Genomic DNA, 18,708 nt, shown 5'->3' with positions numbered 1-18,708 from the left:
TGTCCGATTCGCATGACGCGGCATTTATTGCCCTTTAAGGGTTCCTTGAACGCCGCGAGCTATCCAAGGACTACATGTACACGCTCTATCACCACCCGTTCTGCCCGCATTCGCGCTTCATTCGCCTGGTGCTCGGCGAACATGGCCTCGACCTGCGCCTGGTGGAAGAGCGGGCCTGGGAACGGCGCGAGGGGTTTCTCGTGCTCAATCCCGCCGCTACCACGCCGGTGTTGATGGCCGACGGCTTTCCGCCGATTCCGGGCGCCGGCATCATCGCCGAATATCTCGACGAGACGCACGGACTGGAAGCGGGCGACCGGCGGCTGCTGCCAGCCTCGATGGGCGAGCGTATCGAGGTGCGCCGGCTGATGGCGTGGTTCAACGAAAAATTCTTCGAGGAGGCCTCGAACCCGCTGGTGACCGAGCGCATCTACAAGCGTTTCATGAGCGAGGAGAACGGCGGCGGGGCGCCGGCGGCCGACGTGATCCGCGCGGCCAAGGCCAATGTGCGCTATCATCTGGCCTATATCGGCTGGCTGGCGCAGACGCGGAACTTCCTCGCCGGCGACCGCCTGTCCTACGCGGACCTCGCCGCCGCGGCGCATCTTTCGGCGATCGATTATCTGGGCGACGTGCCATGGAGCGAGGACGACGCGGCAAAGGCGTGGTACGCGCGGGTGAAATCCCGCCCGTCGTTCCGCCCGCTGCTGAGCGAATGGCTGGCGGGCGTGCCGGCCTCGCGGACCTACGTGGACCTCGACTTCTGAATTCGAAACTCTCGCCAGCCGATCTGAAAGACGCGCTCGCCCGCGAGGCGCAATCCCTCGGATTCGACTGCATCGGCGTCACCGATCCCGAGGCGATCGGCAAGGCGGGAAAATATTTCCGCGAATTCCTCGCTGCCGGCGGCCATGGCGACATGGACTGGCTTGCCGCGCAACCCGAACGGCGAATGGATCCGCGCGTGCTGTGGCCCGGCGTCCGCTCGATCATCATGCTCGGCGTCAACTACGGGCCCACTGAAGATCCTCTCGCGCTTCTTGCCAGGCGCACCAGCGGGGCGATCTCCGCCTACGCACAGGGCGACGACTATCACGACGTGATCAAGAAGCGGCTGAAGACGCTGGCAAGGTGGCTGGTTGCGGCCTCCGGCGAAGAGGTGAAGGTGTTTATCGATACCGCGGCCGTGATGGAGAAACCGCTGGCGCAGGCGGCGGGAGTTGGCTGGCAGGGCAAGCACACCAACCTGGTCTCGCGCGAATTCGGCTCATGGCTGTTTCTCGGCGCGATCTTCACCGCCACTGACCTGCCGCGCGATACCGCCGACACCGATCATTGCGGCTCCTGCAATGCCTGCCAGGAGATCTGCCCGACCGCGGCATTCCCCGCGCCCTACAAGCTCGATGCGCGGCGCTGCATTTCGTACCTCACGATCGAGAACAAGGGCCCGATCCCGCGCGAATTTCGCAAAGCCATCGGCAACCGCATCTATGGCTGCGACGATTGTCTCGCAGCGTGCCCGTGGAACAAGTTTGCGCAAGAAGGCCGCGAAGCGAAGCTTGCTGCACGCGAGGAGTTGCGCGCGCCGTCGCTGGCGCAGCTTGTCCGGCTCGACGACACCGCGTTTCGCGCCCTGTTTTCGAAATCCCCGGTCAAGCGCATCGGCCGCGACCGTTTCATCCGCAATGTGCTGATCGCTATCGGCAACGCGGAGGATGCGTCGCTGGCGGTTGAAGCCGAGCGCTTGCTTGACGATGCGAGCCCGCTGGTCCGCGGCGCGGCGGTGTGGGCGTTGTCGCAGTTGGTGAACCGCGAGAGATTCGACGCGCTGGCGACCGGGGCTTCGACGACTGAGCCAGATGAAAGTGTGCGGCAGGAATGGCTGCGAGCTTCGTAAGCCTTCGCTGTCGTGCCCCGCGAAGGCGGGGCATCCAGTACTCCCAGACCTCTCGGATAAATTGATATGTCTCGGCGTACTGGATCGTCCGCTTTCGCGGACGATGACAGACGCAACGAAATCCGTCATGGTCATCAGCCATGACAAAAAACCAGCCCTTCTTCACCCACGACCGCGCCAACGGCACCTTCATGCCCACGCCGGTTTCGAACGGTCCGTGGGACCCCAATTCGCTGCACGGCCGCGTCGTCATCGGCCTGCTTGCGCATGTGATCGAGCAGCGCCACGGCTCCGACGATTTCGTGCCGGCGCGGCTCACCGTCGACATGTTTCGGCTGCCTGATATCACGACGCCGATCGAGGTCAGGAGCAAGCAGATCCGTGACGGCTTGCGCATCAGGGTGGTGGAGGCCGAGTTCTTTTCCGGCGGCATCAGCATGGCGCGCGCCTCCTGCCAGCTATTGCGCAAGACGGAAAATGCGCCGGGCAATGTCTGGTCGCCGCCGAACTGGGATGCGCCGAAACCGGCGGATATTCCGAAGCCCACCGATCCCCGCCTCGGCATGAATGGCAAATGGACCACGCGACCAATCGTCGGCCACATGGGTTCGCTCGGGCCGCGGCGTCTCTGGATGAGCGAGGTGCGCGAACTGGTCGAGGGCATCCCGATGTCGCCCTTCGTCCATGTCGCGACCGGCGCGGACTTCGCCAGCCCTTTCGCCAATGCCGGCGACCAGGGCCTCGGCTACATCAACAGCGACGTCACGCTCTATCTGCACCGCCTTCCTGTCACACCCTGGGTCGGCTTCGAAGTGGTGAACCATCACGCCACCAACGGCGTGGCGATCGGCGAATGCTGGCTCTATGACGAGCAGGGACCGATTGGCACCTCGACGGTGGCCGCGCTGGCACAGCGCAAGCCGATGGCGAAGCCGCCGCCGCCGTAATCGAATCCGTCATAGCGAGCGCTCTCTCATCCGTCATTCCGGGGCATCGCGCAGCGATGAACTATGGTGCGCAATTGCGCACCTGAGAATCTCGATCCACGACCTCTGGATTCCGGGTTCGTGCTTCGCGCGCCCCGGAATGACGGTATTCATTCGGCCAAATGCCGCTTCATCTCCGGCCGCGCCTTCAGCGCCGCGCCCTGCTTGGCGACGATCTTCGTGATCCGCTCCGGCGCAAATTTGAGGTCGACAAAGGCCGGCGCGGTGTTGGCGACCTCGTGATACTCCACGATCTTGCCCTCGCGCAGCCGCATGATCGCAACGCCCTCGAACATCGCCCGTGCGCCTTGCGCTTCCGGCAGCGTCGAGCGGTAGCTGAACGTGTAGCGCGCATAGAGCGTCTCGCCGTCGCTGACGGGATCGTGCATGTCCCAGCGGAAATCGGTCGCCGTGCGATAGAACCAGTCGTCGATCATACCGGCGATCTTCGCCCGGCCTTCGAACGCGCCATAGAACACATCGTGATAGACGCCATCCTCGGCGAACAGGTCGGCGAACGCGTGGCCGTTGCGCTGTTCGACGGCGTCGCAGAAGGTGCGGAGCATGGCGGATGTGTTCATTGTTTTCCTCCCCGGCTGTCATGCCCCGCGAAAGCGGGGCATCCAGTATTCCAGAGACCGCGACTTTGATCGATAGGCCGCGGCGTACTGGATCGTCCGCTTTCGCGGACGATGACACCGTGGTTGCGGTGAGAACTCACCCCATCTCTGCCACCGCGGCCATGATGCGCGCGATGTCCTGCGGGCGGGACAGGCGGTGGTCGCCGTCCTGGATCATGGTCAGCACCACGTCCTCGGCCGGCAGCCGGTGCGCCAGTGCAAAGGCATGCTGCCAGGGCACGTCGGGATCCTGCGCGCCCTGCAGGATGCGCAGAGGGCAGCCGACCTCGATGGCACTGCCGAGCAGGAGGTGATTGCGCCCCTCCTCGATCAGCGCGCGGGTGATCGGGTACGGCGTGCCGTCGCCGTATTCCGATGGCCGCATCCATACGCCCTTGGTGGTGATTTCCTGCCGGATCTCGTCGGAGAAGCCGTTCCACATCAACTGCTCGGTGAAGTCCGGCGCCGGCGCTATCAGCACGAGGCCTGCGAGGCTGGCCGGTTTCGCATCGCGGCCGGCAATGGCGCGCGCCAGCAGCAGCGCCATCCAGCCACCCATCGACGAGCCGATCACGACCTGCGGCCCTCGGGCGAACTGCTCGAATACCGCAACGCTCTCTTCCAGCCAGCGCCCGATGGTGCCGTCGATGAAGGCGCCGCTCGATTCGCCGTGGCCGGAATAATCGAATCTGATACAGGCCCGGCCATGTTCCGCAGCCCAGGCGTCCAGCGCCAGCGCCTTGGTGCCCCTCATGTCGGAATTGAAACCACCGAGCCAGAACAGCCCCGGCCCGCTGCCGGCGCGGGCGCGCACGGCGATGCGGCGACGGCTGTCGCCCTCTCCCACCTCGATAAAGGCCGGTTCCTGGTCGATTGGTGCTGAATTGGTCATGGATCGATCTCTCGCCCTGCCGCTTTGTCCGCGAGCGCGCCTGATCGGTCAAGCGAGGACCGCCGGCGCTTGCGGATCAGGCGGCCGGTCTATATTTGGCTGAGGTGACCGAAATGCCTCGCATTTGACGGTTTTCGGGCGCAGTAAGCGAGTTCACCTTGCTGTCTTCGGCATATTGCTTCAAACTACGGCCCTTCCTTTCACAACTTTGGAGAGTTACCCATTCGCCGTCCCAACAGAGCCCCGCCCGCTGCAACCAAAGACGGGCCGCGCACCAATGATGATATCCGCAACGCGCAGATCCAGCTGATCGATCAGAACGGCACCAACCACGGAACCATCGAGACCGTGGTGGCCATCAAGATGGCCCTCGAGGCGGGCATGGATCTCGTCGAGATTTCGCCGAACAACAATCCTCCCGTCTGCAAGATTATGGACTACGGGAAGTTCAAGTATTCGGCACAGAAGAAAGCGGCCGAAGCCCGCAAGAAGCAGAAGATCGTCGAGATCAAGGAGATCAAGCTGCGGCCGATGATCGACGATCACGACTACGACGTGAAGATGCGCGCGATGCAGCGGTTCTTCGAGGAAGGCGACAAGGTCAAGATCACCTTGCGCTACCGTGGCCGCGAAATGGCGCACCAGGAGATCGGCACCAAGCTGTTGGACAAGGTGAAGGCCGACGTCGCCGAGTTCGCCAAGGTCGAGCAGGACGCCAGGTTCGAGGGCCGCCAGGTCGTGATGGTGCTGGCGCCGCGTTGATTTGGGGTGGTTGGAATTGAAAGCGGCCCGTCGGATGATCCGGCGGGCCGTTTTTCTTTGGTCCCGGGTTTCGCTGCTACGCGCTACCCGCCTACGTCCGCGTGGCCTGCCAGGTGCCGCTGCAGCGGTCGCCGGTGATGATGCCGCGCCAGGAGCCTGCGCCAAAGGTGCCGGCGAGCCGGCCGCCGCCGCTCGCTTTGGATGCGCCGACCGACACATTGACCGCCACCGCACCGGCACGGTTGACCGAGCCCGACACACGGCCGCCACCAGCCGACGAAACCCGGCTGCCGATGACGGTGAAGGGGACGCTGTAGCCCGAACTGCAATTGCCCCGCGTGGTAGCGAAGACCACGTTCCAGACGCCGTCATAGGCCCGCGTCCTGCCGCCCTTTGCCTCGGCGGCAGCGGGAACCGCGACCGCGGCTAGTGCGGCAAGAACGGGAAGCCAGCGCAGCCTGCGCAGGCGGGGAAAAGCGAGAGTGACGGCAATCGATCGATCGAAATGGGCCATTTTTCCTGCTCCGGGCCGGGAATGCTGATGGAGATAACCGTGTAGTTGCAGGACCCCCTTCCGCGGTTCATCGTTGCCTTCTGGCGTTTCCTCTGTCATAAGCCCGACCTTCATCGCCCGGCTGATCAAGGGCTGCCGTGTCGATGTCCGTGCGGGTTATTCCGTTTTCTGGAAAAACCTGAGCACTTTCAACGCTCTAACGAGCATTTTAGCCGGCACAACGCCTTCGCGGGCGTTTTCGTGTTGCGGCCTTTAGGAGAGCCAAATGCCCAAGCTGAAGACCAAGTCAGGCGCTAAAAAGCGCTTCAAGGTGACTGCTACCGGCAAAGTGATGCACGCCCAGCGCGGCAAGCGCCACGGCATGATCAAGCGGACGAAGAAGCAGATTCGTCAGCTCCGCGGCACCCGCGTGCTGTTCAAGACCGACGGCGACAACGTCAAGAAATACTTCTTGCCGAACGCCTGATCGCGTTCACGCCATCACAGCCGAGCCGCGCCCGCGCGGCGATCCCGTCACCTCATTTCTGATCAAGGATTACAGTCATGTCTCGCGTCAAACGCGGTGTGACCTCTCACGCCAAGCACAAGAAAGTCTACAAGGCCGCCAAGGGCTTTTACGGCCGCCGCAAGAACACCATCCGCGCCGCCAAGGCCGCCGTCGAGAAGGCCGGCCAGTATGCGTTCCGTGATCGCAAGCGCAAGAAGCGCACCTTCCGCGCGCTCTGGATCCAGCGTCTCAATGCTGCGGTTCGTCCGTTCGGCATGACCTACAGCGTGTTCATCAACGGCCTGTCGAAGTCGGGCATCACGGTGGACCGTAAGGTGCTGTCGGATCTCGCCATCAACGAGCCGGCGGCGTTCCAGGCGATCGCCGAGAAGGCCAAGGCCGCCCTCGCCGCCTGAGGCCGGCCTATTTGGCCTTGATCGCACGTTCCGAATAACGCTGGGCGACCTTCGCCCGGCAGAACGCCGCGAACGAAATGTACATGGTGCCTTCCTCGTGGCTGAACTTTCGGTCGCAGGCATCCTTCTCGCGCTGATAGGTCCGCTTCTGCCGCGCGCTGAGGCGGGCCAGGAAGTCACCCTCGCATCTCGCCTCAACGGCGTCGGTAAGCCCAACGTCGCCGGTGGCCCCGCCCGAGCAGGCCGAGGCTATCTGCATGGCGCGCTTGCAGCTCGGAGCCGCCTTGATCGCCGCCGTGACCTCGTCCCTCGACTTCGCCGGACAATCTTCGGCGGCGGCCGGCGCGGCAAACGATAGAACGAGGGCCAGAACGGCCATCCCGGGTCCAAAACGCATCTCGAGCTCCCTTGATCGAACTCATCTTGGTGCGCTGGTGCTCGAACTGGTTCATGCGCGCCCAAACCCCTAACGGGCTTTTTGCTTGACGTTTTGGCCCCCGAGCGGCGACAACCCGGCGGCCTTTTGCGAAAGAGATTGACCGTGTCCGACCTCGCCAAACTCGAAAAGTCTGTTCTCGACGATATCGCCGCCGCCGGCGATGAAGTTGCCCTTGAAGCCGTCCGCGTCGCAGCGCTCGGCAAGAAGGGCTCGATCTCGGCGCTGCTCGCCACGCTGGGCAAGATGTCGCCGGACGAGCGCAAGACGGAAGGCGCCAAGATCAACCTCGCCAAGGACAAGGTCACCGCGGCGCTCACCGCGCGCCGCGATGTCCTGAAATCGGCCGCGCTCGATGCCCGGCTGGCCTCCGAGACCATCGACGTCACGCTGCCGCTGCGCGAGCCGCCCGCGGAAGCGGGCCGCATCCATCCGCTGAGCCAGGTCTTCGAGGAGGTCAACACCATCTTCGCCGACATGGGATTTGCGATCGCCGAAGGTCCCGATATCGAGACCGACGATTACAACTTCACCAAGCTGAATTTCCCGGAAGGGCATCCGGCGCGGGAGATGCACGACACGTTCTTCTTCAACCCGAAGGAGGACGGCTCGCGCATGCTGTTGCGCACCCACACGTCGCCGGTACAGGTGCGCACGATGCTGTCGCAAAAGCCGCCGATCCGCGTGATCTGCCCGGGCCGCACCTATCGCATCGATTCCGACGCGACGCATACGCCGCAATTCCACCAGGTCGAAGGCCTCGTCATCGACAAGGGCTCGCATCTCGGTCACCTCAAATGGATCCTGCACGAGTTCTGCAAGGCGTTCTTCGAGGTCGACCACATCAACATGCGGTTCCGCCCGTCGTTCTTCCCGTTCACCGAGCCGTCGCTCGAGGTCGACATCCAGTGCCGGCGCGACAAGGGCGAGATCCGTTTCGGCGAAGGCGAGGATTGGCTCGAAATTCTCGGCTGCGGCATGGTGCATCCGAACGTGCTGCGCGCCTGCGACATCGATCCCGACGTCTACCAGGGCTTTGCCTGGGGCATGGGCCTCGACCGCATCGCGATGCTGAAATACGGCATCGCCGATCTCAGGCAGTTGTTCGAGAACGACGTGCGCTGGCTCAATCACTACGGCTTCAAGCCGCTCGACGTCCCGATGCTCGCCGGAGGCTTGAGCACGTGAACCTCGCCGAGACTGCCGTCGCGGAGAGAGCCCCCACCCTGACCCTCCCCCGCAAGCGGGAGAGGGAACAGATCTCGCTTGGCGCAACCAGTTTTCGCAACATGGATACGAACCGTCCATCCGAGCAATCGCTCGAACTCCCTCTCCCGCTTGCGGGGGAGGGTTGGGGTGGGGGTCTCTCCGCATCGGAGGTGTCGATGGTCGATCCGGAACATCCCAACTGGAAGGTCTCCGACCGGCTGCGCACGAATGCGCGGGCGCTCCGCAAGAATTCAACCGACGTCGAACGAATCCTTTGGTCGGAGCTCCGCGGCCATCGGCTGAACGGCGCGAGCTTTCGTCGACAGGTGCCAATCCAGAACTACATCGTCGATTTCGTCTGTCACGCAGCCAAGCTCGTGATTGAACTCGACGGCGGCCAGCATTTTTCCGATCAAGCCGAACAGAAAGACGCCGCCCGATCCGCCGTGATCGAAGCCGAAGGCTTCAAAGTCCTTCGTTTCAGCAATCTCGATGTGATGAAAAACCGCGCAGGCGTCCTCGAAGCAATTGCCGCTCCCGTCGCGGAGAGAGCCCCCACCCTAGCCCTCCCCCGCAAGCGGGAGAGGGGACAAGAGAAGCCATCGTCATGAAATTCACGCTCTCCTGGCTGAAGGAACATCTCGACACCGACGAGCCCCTGGAAAAGCTCGCCGAGAAGCTCACCATGATCGGGCTCGAGGTCGAGAGCATCGAGGACAAGGCGAAGGCGCTGGCGCCGTTCTCCATTGCGCGGGTGATCTCGGCCGAGCAGCATCCGAATGCGGATCGCCTGCGGGTTTGCATGGTCGATACCGGCAATGGCGCTGCGCCGGTGCAGGTGGTGTGCGGGGCGCCGAACGCGCGCGCCGGCCTGGTCAGCGTGTTCTCGCCGCCCGGCACATTCATCCCCGGCAAGAACATTACGCTCGGCGTCGGCACCATCCGAGGCGTCGAAAGCCGCGGCATGCTGTGCTCGGCGGCGGAGCTCGAGATTTCCGAAGACCATGACGGCATCATGGAGCTGCCGGCCGATGCGCCGATCGGCAAGGGCTATGCCGAATGGGCCGGCCTCGGCGATCCCGTGCTCGAAATCAACCTGACGCCGAACCGCCAGGACTGCACCGGCGTGCACGGCATCGCGCGCGATCTCTCCGCCGCCGACATGGGCAAGTTCATCGATCCCGGTATCAAGCCGGTGAAGGGTGAATTCCCCTGCCCGGTGAAGGTGACGGTGGAAGATGCCACGCTGTGTCCGGGCTTTGCGCTGCGGCTGGTACGCGGCGTCAAGAACGGCCCCTCGCCGGAATGGCTGCAGAAGCGCCTAACCTCGATCGGGTTGCGCCCGATCAATGCGCTGGTCGACATCACCAACTTCATGACCTACGACCGCGCCCGTCCCCTGCATGTGTTCGACGCGAAGAAGGTGAGAGGCAATCTCAGGGTTCGCCGGGCGAAGGATGGCGAAAGCCTGCTGGCGCTCGACGGCCGCACCTACACGCTCGACCCTTCGATCTGCGTGATCGCGGATGAGCACGGCGTCGAATCGCTCGCCGGCATCATGGGTGGCGAGACTTCCGGCTGCGACGAGAACACGACGGACGTGCTGATCGAATCGGCGCTGTGGAACGAGATCAACATCGCCCAGACCGGGCGCAAGCTCGGCATCAATTCGGATGCGCGCTACCGTTTCGAGCGCGGTGTCGATCCGGCCTTCATGGTGCCGGGGCTCGAACTCGCGACCAAGCTGGTGATGGAATTGTGCGGCGGCACGCCGTCGGAGACCGTTGTCGTCGGCAACGCCTTCGGCGACGACCGCATCATCGATTTCCCGCTTGCCGAGGTGAAGCGCCTCGCCGGGATCGAGGTGCCGCTGATCGAGATGCGGCGCATCCTCGTCCATCTCGGCTTCATGGTCGCCGGCAACGGCCCGGTGGTGAAGATCGCTGTCCCGTCCTGGCGCACCGACGTGCACGGCAAGGCCGATATCGTCGAAGAGGTTGTCCGCATCGTCGGCGTCGACAAGGTGCCGATGACGCCGTTCGAGCGCGGCGACGACGCTCGCAAGCCGGTGCTGACTACGATGCAGAACCGCATCCGCCGCGCCAAGCGTGCGCTGGCGGCGCGCGGCATGGTAGAGGCCGTAACCTGGTCGTTCATCTCAAAGCCGCACGCCGAATTGTTCGGCGGCGGCCAGGCGGAGCTTGCGCTCGCCAACCCGATCGCGTCCGATCTCTCCGACATGCGGCCGAGCCTGCTGCCGGGCCTCGTCGCTGCGGCGCAGGCCAATGCCAACCGCGGCTATCCGGATGTCGCGCTGTTCGAGGTCGGTCAGGTCTTCAAGGGCGACAAGCCCGAGACCCAGTTCGTTGCCGCCTCCGGCGTGCGCCACGGCTTTGCCTCTGCGAAGGGCATGGGCCGGCATTGGTCCGGTTCTGCCCAGACCGATGCGCTCGACGCCAAGGCGGATGCGTTCGCGGTGCTGGCTGCCGCCGGCGCGCCGATGCAGGCGTTGCAGATCGTGCCGGGCGGCGCGAGCTGGCTGCATCCGGGGCGCTCCGGCACCATCCAGATCGGGCCGCAGAATGTGCTCGGCTATTTCGGCGAGCTGCATCCGCGCACGCTGGAAGCGCTCGGCGCTGACGGCCCGTTGATGGCGTTCGAAGTGATCCTCGACCGCATTCCCGATGCCAAGAAGAAGTCGACCCGCGCCAGGCCGCTGCTCGAACTCTCCGCATTCCAGCCGGTGTCGCGCGATTTTGCCTTCATCGTCGACCGCACCGTCAAGGCCGGCGACATCGTGCGATCAGCGCAAGGCGTCGACAAGAAGCTGATCACGGATGTGTCCGTATTCGACCTCTATGAGGGCAAGGGCATCGATCCCGACAAAAAGTCGGTCGCGATTGCCGTGACGATCCAGCCGCGCGAGAAGACGCTGACCGATCAGGAGATCGAAGCGGTGGCGGCGAAGATCGTGGCCGAGGTGACGAAGAAGACCGGCGGCACGTTGCGGGGATGATGCCGCATGAGTCCGGCGGCGCTCATCCCGGCTGACATCAGCCTCAACGCGGCGATGGCGATCTGCGTGGTCGCCTTTGTCGCGGGTACGGCGCGGGGATTTTCCGGGTTCGGCTCGGCGCTGATCTTCATGCCGCTCGCGAGCTCGATCGCCGATCCGCGGCTCGTCGCAGCGCTGCTTTTGATCATCGACTTCGTCGCGGCCGCGCCGCTGCTGCCGAATGCGTGGCAGAAGGCCGACCGCAAGGCGACCGCGGTCATAGTGCTCGGCGCGCTGATCGGCGTACCGATCGGGACCTATTTCCTCAGCCGCCTCGAACCGGTAACGACGCGCTGGATCATATCCGTTTTCGTGTTCGCATTGCTGATGCTGCTGCTCTCCGGCTGGCGCTACCGCGGCAAGGACCACGCGGCGATCTCAGTCGGCATTGGTGGCCTATCAGGCTTTTGCAGCGGGCTGGCGCAGACCGGCGGTCCGCCGATCGTCGGCTATTGGCTCGGCCGCCCGATCCCTCCCGTCATCGCGCGCGCCAACATCGTGCTGTTCTTCGGCGCCTCGGATTTCTTTTCGGCCGTCAGCTACGCCGCGACCGGACTGATCACATTGAATGCGATCAAGTTCGCGTTGGTGGTCGGCCCGGTCTACGCCTGCGGCGTCTGGTTCGGCGCCTCGCTGTTCGGCAAGGCCAGCGAGGCCGTATTCCGCGCGATCTGCTACGCGCTGATCGCGGCGGCGGTGATTTTTGGATTGCCGGCGCTGGATGGCGTGCTGCGCTAACGAGCTGCGTAGGAAACGTAGGGTGGGCAAAGCGCAGCGTGCCCACCATTTCTTGCACGGTGCGTGATGGTGGGCACGGCGCAAGTGCGCCTTTGCCCATCCTACGATTGCTGCGTACGTGCTTATGGTCAGTTGGACGGGGACGCCGACCCACGCCGCCGCTGCTTCGCCGGCCGCGCTTCCGGTTCGGGATCCCTTAGCGCGCCGATCCGCCGCAACGCGGATTCGGCGGCGCGCTCGCCGCTTTCCCAGGCGCCGTCGATCGTTCCCCACAGCATTTCATGGGTGGCCTCGCCGGCCAGATACATGCAGCCGATCGGTTCGGTCAGAACCTTGCGCGAGGACTGCCCGCCGGGACCAGCCGCCGACATCGCACCGAGCGCGAACGGCGCGGCATTCCAGCGCGTCGCGCTCGATTTCTTCACCGCGGCTGCCGCTTCGCTGCCGTACAGTTTTGTCAGCCATTCCACCGCAAACGCCACCATGGCCTTCTCGCCCTCTGCGGAAAGATCGCGACCGAACGAGCCGCCGACATCGAGGGTGCAGAGCGAAGATCCGCCGATATTGGCGTACATCAGCGCCGTCTTCGTCGAGTTGCTCTGTTCGATGATGACATCGTCACGGGCGAGGCCCAGCGGATTTCCCGACATCTGCAGCGCGATCCGGTCGTAGCTGCCGAGAGTGAGTTTCGAAGCTGCGTCGAGCATGCGCTTCGGAATGTCAGGCGCGAATTTGATATTGCCCGCCGCAAGCACATTGGTTGACACCGTGACGACGGCGGCGCGCGCGACGATCTTTCCGGCTGGCGTCTCCACCATGACGTCGCGGTTGCTCCAGGACATCCGGTTGGCCGGCGTCGACAGCGCCACCGGCACCTGCTCGCCGAGTTTTGCGATCAACGTACCCAATCCCTGCCGGCAGCCGATCGCGGTGTTGCGATCCTGCGCACGGGCCTTGTCGCCGACCGAGACGTCCTTCAGATCCTTGCCGGAGAAACCGGCCCCCAACACGAACTCAGCCGTATCCGCCCACACGCCGAGATCCTTCGGCAGCACGGAGGCGCAGGAGACGTCGAGACGCCGCGCGGCCTCGTCGATGGCGCGGTTGGTTCGCACCAGCGCCGCCAGAAATTCCTCGGTCTCGCCGGCGCGGGCGTTGCGGCGGCCGATGCGGATCCTCTGGCCCGAAGGCGCGGTCGTGATCTCGAGGCCCGCTGCTCGCGCGAGCTTGATCATCGGATTGGTCTCTGGATTGTGCATCCAGCGCGCACCACGATCGAACGGCACGTCGAAGGTGGACGTGTCTGTCTGGCAGCGGCCACCGATCTGGTTGGCCGCCTCCACCACGATCACCTTGCGGTTCGCCGCCATGATCCGCCGCGCCGCAGCAATGCCGGCCGCACCTGCCCCGATCACGACGATATCGGCTTCCCGCGGCAGCGGCGCCGCTGCCGCCCCTCGCCCGGAAAAAACCGGAATCGCCGCCAGACCTGCAGACGCCGACAGAAAGGTGCGGCGGGTCAATGTCATGTCATGGTTTCCACGGCCTGAAAGAAGCGAGAACAGCTAGCGAACTGTGCCGCATCTCACGTGACGCAGCAACACTCATGGTAAATCAATCATGATTGATCCGTCCTTGGCATGAACTAAATTGAAACGGCTTGCGACCATGATAAGGAAACAAAAAAAGCGGAAGAAAAGCCGCGCTTGGGGAGTTTCATGGGCGTAATGCTCGACACCATCGGCCAAGTGATTGCGGGCTACCTGCAGAAGGAAGTCCCGGGCTATGAGCCGTTCACGCCCAGCGATCCCGAGCATCTGCGCGGGGTCATCCAGCCCGGCGACGTGCTGCTCGTCGAGGGCAACAACCGCATCTCAGGCATCATCAAATATCTTACGCAATCCACCTGGTCGCATGGCGCGCTCTATGTCGGTCCGGTCGATGGCGCGTTTGAGCCCGACGGCGAGCCGCATGTGCTGATCGAAGCCAATATCGGCGAAGGCGTGACTTCGGCGCCGCTGTCGAAATATTATCCCTATCACACCCGCATCTGCCGCCCGATCGGCCTGTCCTACGAGGACCGCACCACGGTGTGCCGCTATGCCATCAACCGGATCGGCTTCGGCTACGATACCAAGAACATCGTCGACCTGATGCGCTATCTGATCCCGCTGCCAGTGCCGCAGCGCTGGCGACGGCGCATGATTGCGTTCGGTTCCGGCGATCCGACAAAAATCATCTGCTCGGCGCTGATGGCGCAGGCGTTCGACGCCGTCCGTTATCCGATCCTGCCCAAGATCACCCGCGCCGCCTCGCGCAAGGCCCGGCGCGAGATCCTGCATATCCGCGATTCCTCGCTCTACATGCCGCGCGATTTCGACATCTCGCCCTATTTCGAAATCGTCAAACCCACCATCGTGCACGGCTTCGACTACACCGCACTCCACTGGGCCGACAAACAAAAGCCGCTCGCGGAGGTAGCGGGCGAGTTCGCCGTGTTTCCAGAAGTCAAGTCGCCGCCGCTTGTTCCTGAAGAGATTGACCAAGAAGCGCCGCTTCCGGTTGAAGAAGTGATCGTCGAGGAAGTGACCATCGAAGCCACGATGATCGAGCGCGTCACCGTGTCGGAACATTATCTCGCCGTCGAATATGTCGCCGTCCGCCCGCCGGAGCGCCGCATGAAGCCGCGGACGGAATTGGTGACGTAGAAATGGATCGTAGGGTGGGCAAAGCGAAGCGTGCCCACCATCTAGACTACCGACTCGGATCAATGGTGGGCACGGCGCGTCGCGCCTTTGCCCACCCTCATATGAGGCGTTTTGAGTCAAGCATCCCGACAGGGCTTGGATGTGATTTTTACGTTCGGTGGAGCGGCGGCGCGCGGAGCCATGCGTAGCGCAGCGTGCCGCCGCGGTCGGTGCGCTCAGGGACTGGCTTCCGGCGATTTATGCAGTTGCTCACTGCATCACCTCATATCCGGTCGGACCGTTGTCCGTACCCACATTCCGCATGCATGCGGCGAGGAAGCCACGAGGATGAGACCCATCTACGAAACAGCCTGTTTGCTGGCCCAAGGGTGGCACGGTCATCATCCATCCCGCGCTGACCGCGGCAGATGCCGCGACGCTGACGCATTCGTTGAAGTGGTTAGATCTTTACAGCCTTGAGCGCCGCGCCCTCGGGCACGAGGCCGGTCGTGAGATAGCGCCAGAGCGCCACCATCAGCTTGCGCGCCAGGGCGACGATGGCGACGCGCTTGATGCGCTTGCCGGCATCGAGCGTGCGTTTGCGGTACTCCAAGGTCAGCTTGCTGTCCGGCTGATGCCGCAGCCACAGCCAGGCCAGTTCGATCGCGGCACAGCGGGCGCGCGGGTTGCCCGCCTTGCTGATGCCCTGGTCGCGGTCGATGCCGCCGCTCCGCCACGGACTGGGCGTCAGCCCGAAATAGCTCCCGACCTCGCGCCGGTTGCGGAAGTCCTTGTAGAACACCTCGCTGGTCAGCGTCGTCGCGAACGCCGGGCCAAGGCATTTGAGCCGGCGCAGCAGTTCGCTGCGCCGGCTCATCTCGGCTTCCGCAGGGGATGGCTCCGCTGCGGCCGCCTCCTGCGCGAGCGCGTCGAGCCGATCGCGCACCAGCATCAGCCGCGCGTGCTCGGACCTGATCTCGCTCAGCATCCGCGGCGGCACCGCCTGGCCTTGCCAATCCCGCTGCGTTGCCAGCCAGCTCAGCCAGTCGCGCCGCCGCGGGTTCCCGACCGCCATGCCCCGCAGCCGCAGCAGTGCCTTGATCCGGTTGGTGTGAGCGGTTTGCTCCTTGATCAGCCGGTCGCGTTCGCGGCTGCCGCGGCGGGCGTCCTCCTGTTCGGCGGCAGGCACCCGGACGATCCGCACCACCCGCGGCTCGCCGCGCAGATACGCCATCAGCGTGCGCAGCATCCGCTCGCCATCGATCCGGTCGGTCTTCACCCGCCGCGCCCGCTGGTCCACCGCAATGCTGGCGGGATCAAACACGTAGTTCGTGATGCCGGCCGCCAGCAGCAGCCGGTGCAGCCAGAACCCGTCGTAGCCCGCCTCGTAGCAGCTCGCCACCGCCGGAACGCCTCCCAGCGTTCGAGCCGCCCGCTCCCGAACCCGACCCACCAACGCCAACAGCTCGGCATGATCGCCACCCTCCAGCTTGTGGTGCGATATCTTGTCCTTGTCCGGGCTGTGCAGCGCGACCCGCCAGCTCCGCTGGCTCAGTTCGATTGCAACGAAAATTGTGCCAATATGGCCGGCGGTGGGCGTGGCTACGGTGGATGCTTGCATCTGACTCTCCGAGGGGTTCGAGTGTGGAAACCCAAACCTTATCGGAAAGGCCACGCTCACCGCCTCATGGAATCTACAACCTAGAACCTCCCCGCCAGCGTCAACCGCACCGCCAACGGCTCGACCGGATGCACGTGTCTGTCCGCCACGCCGCCGATCGGTTCGCCCGGCAATCGCGACAGATAGTAATATTCAATCTGGTTGGTCTTCGCGTTGAAGAGATTGAGCACGTCGAGCTGCAGCTTTAGCCCGTTGTCGAATCTGTATCCCGCCCGCGCATTGAAGATCAGCGATGGTTGCGAGCGAACGCTGTCGTCCTCGATCAGGGGACGCGGGCCGAAATAGCGCCCGCGCAGCACGCCGAACCAGCCGGTCTCACTGCCGAACGTTACGCCGCCGGCTGCGACCCATGCCGGCGCGCCCGGAATGAAATTGCCGGCGGGATCGAAATCGGTGAAGCGGGCGCGGGTATAGGCAACATCCAGATCAAGCCGCATCCACGGCAGCACCTGATACTGGTTGGTCCACTCGACGCCGACGCGGCGGCTGGGTCGGCTCGGCTCGGTGGTGCCGGCATCGCCGACAAACAACAATTCCGAGTCGAAATTCAGCACGAACACCGCGAGCGAACTCGTGAGCCCTTCGACCGCCCTGGTGCGAATGCCGAGTTCGGCGCCCTTCGAGCGAACCAAGAGCGGCACGCGATCCTGCAGCGTCACCTTGTCGATCGGATCGACGGTGATGGTCGCGCCCCTGATGTCGTTGGAGTGCAGGCCGTAACCGGCATTGCCGTAGAATTCGGTCTTGTACCACGGCCCCAGCACGATGCCGGCCTTGGGGCTCGTCATCGATGCCTGTGCGTTGCCGGAATTCTCCGGCGTGTCGCTGATCACTCTCCCCGCAAAATAATCCTCGCGGATGCCGATCGTGGTGCGCAGCCAGTCGGTCCAGCGCGCCGTGGTGTCGGCCCACAGGCCCACATTGCCTTCCCGAACGCTGTCCTGGCGCACGGTCGAGAGCGTCTCGCGCTGCAACGTCTTGAACAGGCCGACCCTGATATCGTCACCGCGCGTCTGCAGCCCGACACGCGTCTGCGTTTCGATACCGCCCACGCGCATGTCGAAGGCGTGGCTGGCGTTGAGGCCATAGACCGTGCGCCGGTCCATCTGGCTGAACTGATCGCCATTGACGGGATCATCGAGGAAGTAAGTGAAATTGTTGTAGAGCCGCAGCGACGAGTTGATCACATAGGCGTTGATCTTGCTCTGCCCGTATTCGCTCGATTGCGCCCAGTTGCTCGACAGCGAGAACCGGCTCGCGACGCCGCCATCGGTCGGATCGAGCGAGCCGAACCGGCCGATCACGCCTTGATCGATCGCGCGCTGCGCCACCTGATCGGTCGAATTCCAGCCGTTGGAATAGGCCATCGCCGAGAGCGTAAAGCCATCGGTCGCGGTGCCCTGGCTGTAGCGCAGCACGCCGTTGAGCTTGCGCACATTGTCGGGAACGTCCCACGGGCCATTGTATTTGACGCCCTCGACAGCGGCGAGCAACGTCCCCGCACCGACCGCGGTCGACCCTGCTGCCAGCCCGCGGTGGTAGCCGAAGCTGCCATTGGTCGTCTCCAAAATGTTCTTGGGCAGCCTGTTGATGTAGTCGATGGCGACGGCGCCGGCGGACCCGAAGTCGCCGACGTCAGCGAAGTACGGACCTTTTCGTACATTCACCGACTGGATCAGTTCGGGAATCATGAAATTGATATCGGCATAGCCCTGCCCATGGCCGTGGGTCGGCATGTTGACCGGCATGCCGTCGACCTTGATCGAGAGATCCGTGCCATGGTCGAGATTGAAACCGCGCAGAAAATACTGGTTGGCTTTGCCCTCGCCCGAATGCTGGGTGACGATCAGCCCCGGCACGACCTCCAGCGCCTCGCCGGGGCGCGAGAAAGGCTGGGCATTCACGTCCGCGCCGCTGATGGTCAGGGCGCTGGCCGCTGTGGGCTGCATGTATACCGGCCCTGAAGTTGCGGCGCCGGACGTCACGCCGCTGCTGACCTCCGGCGGAACTGGCGCGCTCGGTTGAACTGCGGATGGATTTCGCGCACTTCGCTCGCGGCGGGGCGGCTTGGTCCGGTTGCGCGGCCTCGATTCGGGAGGATCTACTGTCACAGCGGGGAGCTGGCCGGACCCAGCCGCAACGGGGCTCTGCGCGTCCGCGGGGGACATTATGACAAATAATGAAGCGGCGGCGGAAAATGCCCCCAAAGCAGATCTGCGCAACGCTCATGCCCCCGCATGATAACTGCTACAATCGGCGCGCGACCGCATCAGTTCGACTTAAACCGGCGCTTCACGCTAGCAAGCGCAGTATGACGATACAATAGAA

General features: G+C 64.0%; 18 protein-coding genes. 11 read left to right on the top strand and 7 right to left on the bottom strand.

Annotated features, from left to right (window positions below):
- Positions 1-74 precede the first annotated feature (74 nt).
- The 3 genes from LMTR21_RS00445 to LMTR21_RS00435 all read left to right on the top strand — a co-directional run bounded on the left by LMTR21_RS00445 (position 75) and on the right by LMTR21_RS00435 (position 2,844).
- On the top strand, positions 75-767 hold the full coding sequence (locus LMTR21_RS00445) for a glutathione S-transferase family protein (protein WP_065752442.1): 693 nt from the start codon (positions 75-77) through the stop codon (positions 765-767).
- Positions 716-1,897: a tRNA epoxyqueuosine(34) reductase QueG gene (gene queG, locus LMTR21_RS00440; RefSeq protein ID WP_065752441.1), complete on the top strand. Its 1,182-nt coding sequence runs from the start codon at positions 716-718 to the stop codon at positions 1,895-1,897. The genes LMTR21_RS00445 and queG overlap by 52 nt, the downstream gene beginning before the upstream one ends.
- A gap of 140 nt (positions 1,898-2,037) precedes the next feature.
- On the top strand, positions 2,038-2,844 hold the full coding sequence (locus LMTR21_RS00435; RefSeq protein ID WP_065752440.1) for an acyl-CoA thioesterase domain-containing protein: 807 nt from the start codon (positions 2,038-2,040) through the stop codon (positions 2,842-2,844).
- A gap of 149 nt (positions 2,845-2,993) precedes the next feature.
- On the opposite strand, the gene LMTR21_RS00430 is transcribed toward LMTR21_RS00435, so the two are convergent.
- Together LMTR21_RS00430 and LMTR21_RS00425 are read right to left on the bottom strand one after the other, a co-directional pair.
- On the bottom strand, positions 2,994-3,464 hold the full coding sequence (locus LMTR21_RS00430; protein WP_065752439.1) for a nuclear transport factor 2 family protein: 471 nt from the start codon (positions 3,462-3,464) through the stop codon (positions 2,994-2,996).
- 136 nt (positions 3,465-3,600) lie between these two features.
- Positions 3,601-4,395 carry an alpha/beta hydrolase gene (locus LMTR21_RS00425; protein ID WP_065752438.1) on the bottom strand — a complete coding sequence of 265 codons (795 nt, stop codon included), beginning with the start codon at positions 4,393-4,395 and terminating at the stop codon, positions 3,601-3,603.
- 222 nt (positions 4,396-4,617) lie between these two features.
- Between LMTR21_RS00425 and infC the strand changes: the two genes are divergently transcribed.
- Entirely contained in the window at positions 4,618-5,157 is a 540-nt protein-coding gene (infC, locus tag LMTR21_RS00420; RefSeq protein ID WP_057834032.1) for a translation initiation factor IF-3, read from the top strand.
- 91 nt (positions 5,158-5,248) lie between these two features.
- Here infC and LMTR21_RS00415 read toward each other — a convergent pair whose 3' ends face one another.
- Positions 5,249-5,671, bottom strand: coding sequence for a hypothetical protein (locus tag LMTR21_RS00415; protein WP_065752437.1), 423 nt, complete (start codon positions 5,669-5,671; stop codon positions 5,249-5,251).
- Positions 5,672-5,936: 265 nt separating this feature from the next.
- Between LMTR21_RS00415 and rpmI the strand changes: the two genes are divergently transcribed.
- Complete coding sequence (rpmI, locus tag LMTR21_RS00410) at positions 5,937-6,137, top strand: 50S ribosomal protein L35 (RefSeq protein WP_008539890.1); 201 nt, start codon at positions 5,937-5,939, stop codon at positions 6,135-6,137.
- Between the two features lie 77 nt (positions 6,138-6,214).
- Positions 6,215-6,574, top strand: a complete 360-nt coding sequence (rplT, locus tag LMTR21_RS00405) for a 50S ribosomal protein L20 (protein WP_029585523.1) — start codon at positions 6,215-6,217, stop codon at positions 6,572-6,574.
- Positions 6,575-6,581: 7 nt separating this feature from the next.
- On the opposite strand, the gene LMTR21_RS00400 is transcribed toward rplT, so the two are convergent.
- Positions 6,582-6,971, bottom strand: a complete 390-nt coding sequence (locus LMTR21_RS00400; protein ID WP_065752436.1) for a hypothetical protein — start codon at positions 6,969-6,971, stop codon at positions 6,582-6,584.
- 144 nt (positions 6,972-7,115) lie between these two features.
- Between LMTR21_RS00400 and pheS the strand changes: the two genes are divergently transcribed.
- The 4 genes from pheS to LMTR21_RS00380 are packed head-to-tail and all read left to right on the top strand — an operon-like array spanning position 7,116 to position 12,012.
- Positions 7,116-8,198, top strand: a complete 1,083-nt coding sequence (pheS, locus tag LMTR21_RS00395) for a phenylalanine--tRNA ligase subunit alpha (protein WP_065752435.1) — start codon at positions 7,116-7,118, stop codon at positions 8,196-8,198.
- The gene (locus tag LMTR21_RS00390) at positions 8,195-8,830 is read left to right on the top strand and encodes an endonuclease domain-containing protein (protein ID WP_347339158.1); all 636 of its coding nucleotides are present in this window, start codon (positions 8,195-8,197) and stop codon (positions 8,828-8,830) included. Before pheS ends, LMTR21_RS00390 begins: the two co-directional genes overlap by 4 nt.
- Entirely contained in the window at positions 8,827-11,235 is a 2,409-nt protein-coding gene (gene pheT / locus LMTR21_RS00385) for a phenylalanine--tRNA ligase subunit beta (RefSeq protein WP_065752433.1), read from the top strand. Before LMTR21_RS00390 ends, pheT begins: the two co-directional genes overlap by 4 nt.
- Before the next feature lie 6 nt (positions 11,236-11,241).
- Entirely contained in the window at positions 11,242-12,012 is a 771-nt protein-coding gene (locus LMTR21_RS00380; protein WP_065752432.1) for a sulfite exporter TauE/SafE family protein, read from the top strand.
- Positions 12,013-12,140: 128 nt separating this feature from the next.
- Here the strand turns inward: LMTR21_RS00380 and LMTR21_RS00375 are convergent, their stop codons facing one another.
- Positions 12,141-13,541, bottom strand: coding sequence for a flavin monoamine oxidase family protein (locus tag LMTR21_RS00375; RefSeq protein WP_065752431.1), 1,401 nt, complete (start codon positions 13,539-13,541; stop codon positions 12,141-12,143).
- Positions 13,542-13,730: 189 nt separating this feature from the next.
- Between LMTR21_RS00375 and LMTR21_RS00370 the strand changes: the two genes are divergently transcribed.
- Positions 13,731-14,720: a YiiX/YebB-like N1pC/P60 family cysteine hydrolase gene (locus tag LMTR21_RS00370; protein ID WP_065752430.1), complete on the top strand. Its 990-nt coding sequence runs from the start codon at positions 13,731-13,733 to the stop codon at positions 14,718-14,720.
- Between the two features lie 439 nt (positions 14,721-15,159).
- Here LMTR21_RS00370 and LMTR21_RS00365 read toward each other — a convergent pair whose 3' ends face one another.
- Together LMTR21_RS00365 and LMTR21_RS00360 are read right to left on the bottom strand one after the other, a co-directional pair.
- A complete protein-coding gene (locus LMTR21_RS00365) occupies positions 15,160-16,320 on the bottom strand; it encodes an IS110 family RNA-guided transposase (protein ID WP_148635923.1) in 1,161 nt (386 codons plus the stop codon).
- 80 nt (positions 16,321-16,400) lie between these two features.
- Complete coding sequence (locus LMTR21_RS00360; RefSeq protein ID WP_065754680.1) at positions 16,401-18,548, bottom strand: TonB-dependent receptor; 2,148 nt, start codon at positions 18,546-18,548, stop codon at positions 16,401-16,403.
- Between the last annotated feature and the right edge of the window lie 160 nt (positions 18,549-18,708).

It is taken from the genome of Bradyrhizobium paxllaeri, assembly GCF_001693515.2.
GTDB lineage: Bacteria > Pseudomonadota > Alphaproteobacteria > Rhizobiales > Xanthobacteraceae > Bradyrhizobium > Bradyrhizobium paxllaeri.
The sequence above is the reverse complement of the archived record's forward strand: the minus strand, read 5'-3'. Positions and strand labels throughout refer to the sequence as shown.

Excerpts from the sequence above, each read along its gene's own strand:
- LMTR21_RS00445 (WP_065752442.1), top strand. The coding sequence starts at position 75 with ATGTACACGCTCTATCACCACCCGTTCTGCCCGCATTCGCGCTTCATT.
- queG (WP_065752441.1), top strand. The coding sequence starts at position 716 with ATGGCTGGCGGGCGTGCCGGCCTCGCGGACCTACGTGGACCTCGACTT.
- LMTR21_RS00435 (WP_065752440.1), top strand. The coding sequence starts at position 2,038 with ATGACAAAAAACCAGCCCTTCTTCACCCACGACCGCGCCAACGGCACC.
- LMTR21_RS00430 (WP_065752439.1), bottom strand. The coding sequence starts at position 3,464 with ATGAACACATCCGCCATGCTCCGCACCTTCTGCGACGCCGTCGAACAG.
- LMTR21_RS00425 (WP_065752438.1), bottom strand. The coding sequence starts at position 4,395 with ATGACCAATTCAGCACCAATCGACCAGGAACCGGCCTTTATCGAGGTG.
- LMTR21_RS00415 (WP_065752437.1), bottom strand. The coding sequence starts at position 5,671 with ATGGCCCATTTCGATCGATCGATTGCCGTCACTCTCGCTTTTCCCCGC.
- rpmI (WP_008539890.1), top strand. The coding sequence starts at position 5,937 with ATGCCCAAGCTGAAGACCAAGTCAGGCGCTAAAAAGCGCTTCAAGGTG.
- rplT (WP_029585523.1), top strand. The coding sequence starts at position 6,215 with ATGTCTCGCGTCAAACGCGGTGTGACCTCTCACGCCAAGCACAAGAAA.
- LMTR21_RS00400 (WP_065752436.1), bottom strand. The coding sequence starts at position 6,971 with ATGCGTTTTGGACCCGGGATGGCCGTTCTGGCCCTCGTTCTATCGTTT.
- pheT (WP_065752433.1), top strand. The coding sequence starts at position 8,827 with ATGAAATTCACGCTCTCCTGGCTGAAGGAACATCTCGACACCGACGAG.
- LMTR21_RS00380 (WP_065752432.1), top strand. The coding sequence starts at position 11,242 with ATGAGTCCGGCGGCGCTCATCCCGGCTGACATCAGCCTCAACGCGGCG.
- LMTR21_RS00375 (WP_065752431.1), bottom strand. The coding sequence starts at position 13,541 with ATGACATTGACCCGCCGCACCTTTCTGTCGGCGTCTGCAGGTCTGGCG.
- LMTR21_RS00370 (WP_065752430.1), top strand. The coding sequence starts at position 13,731 with ATGGGCGTAATGCTCGACACCATCGGCCAAGTGATTGCGGGCTACCTG.
- LMTR21_RS00365 (WP_148635923.1), bottom strand. The coding sequence starts at position 16,320 with ATGCAAGCATCCACCGTAGCCACGCCCACCGCCGGCCATATTGGCACA.
- LMTR21_RS00360 (WP_065754680.1), bottom strand. The coding sequence starts at position 18,548 with ATGTCCCCCGCGGACGCGCAGAGCCCCGTTGCGGCTGGGTCCGGCCAG.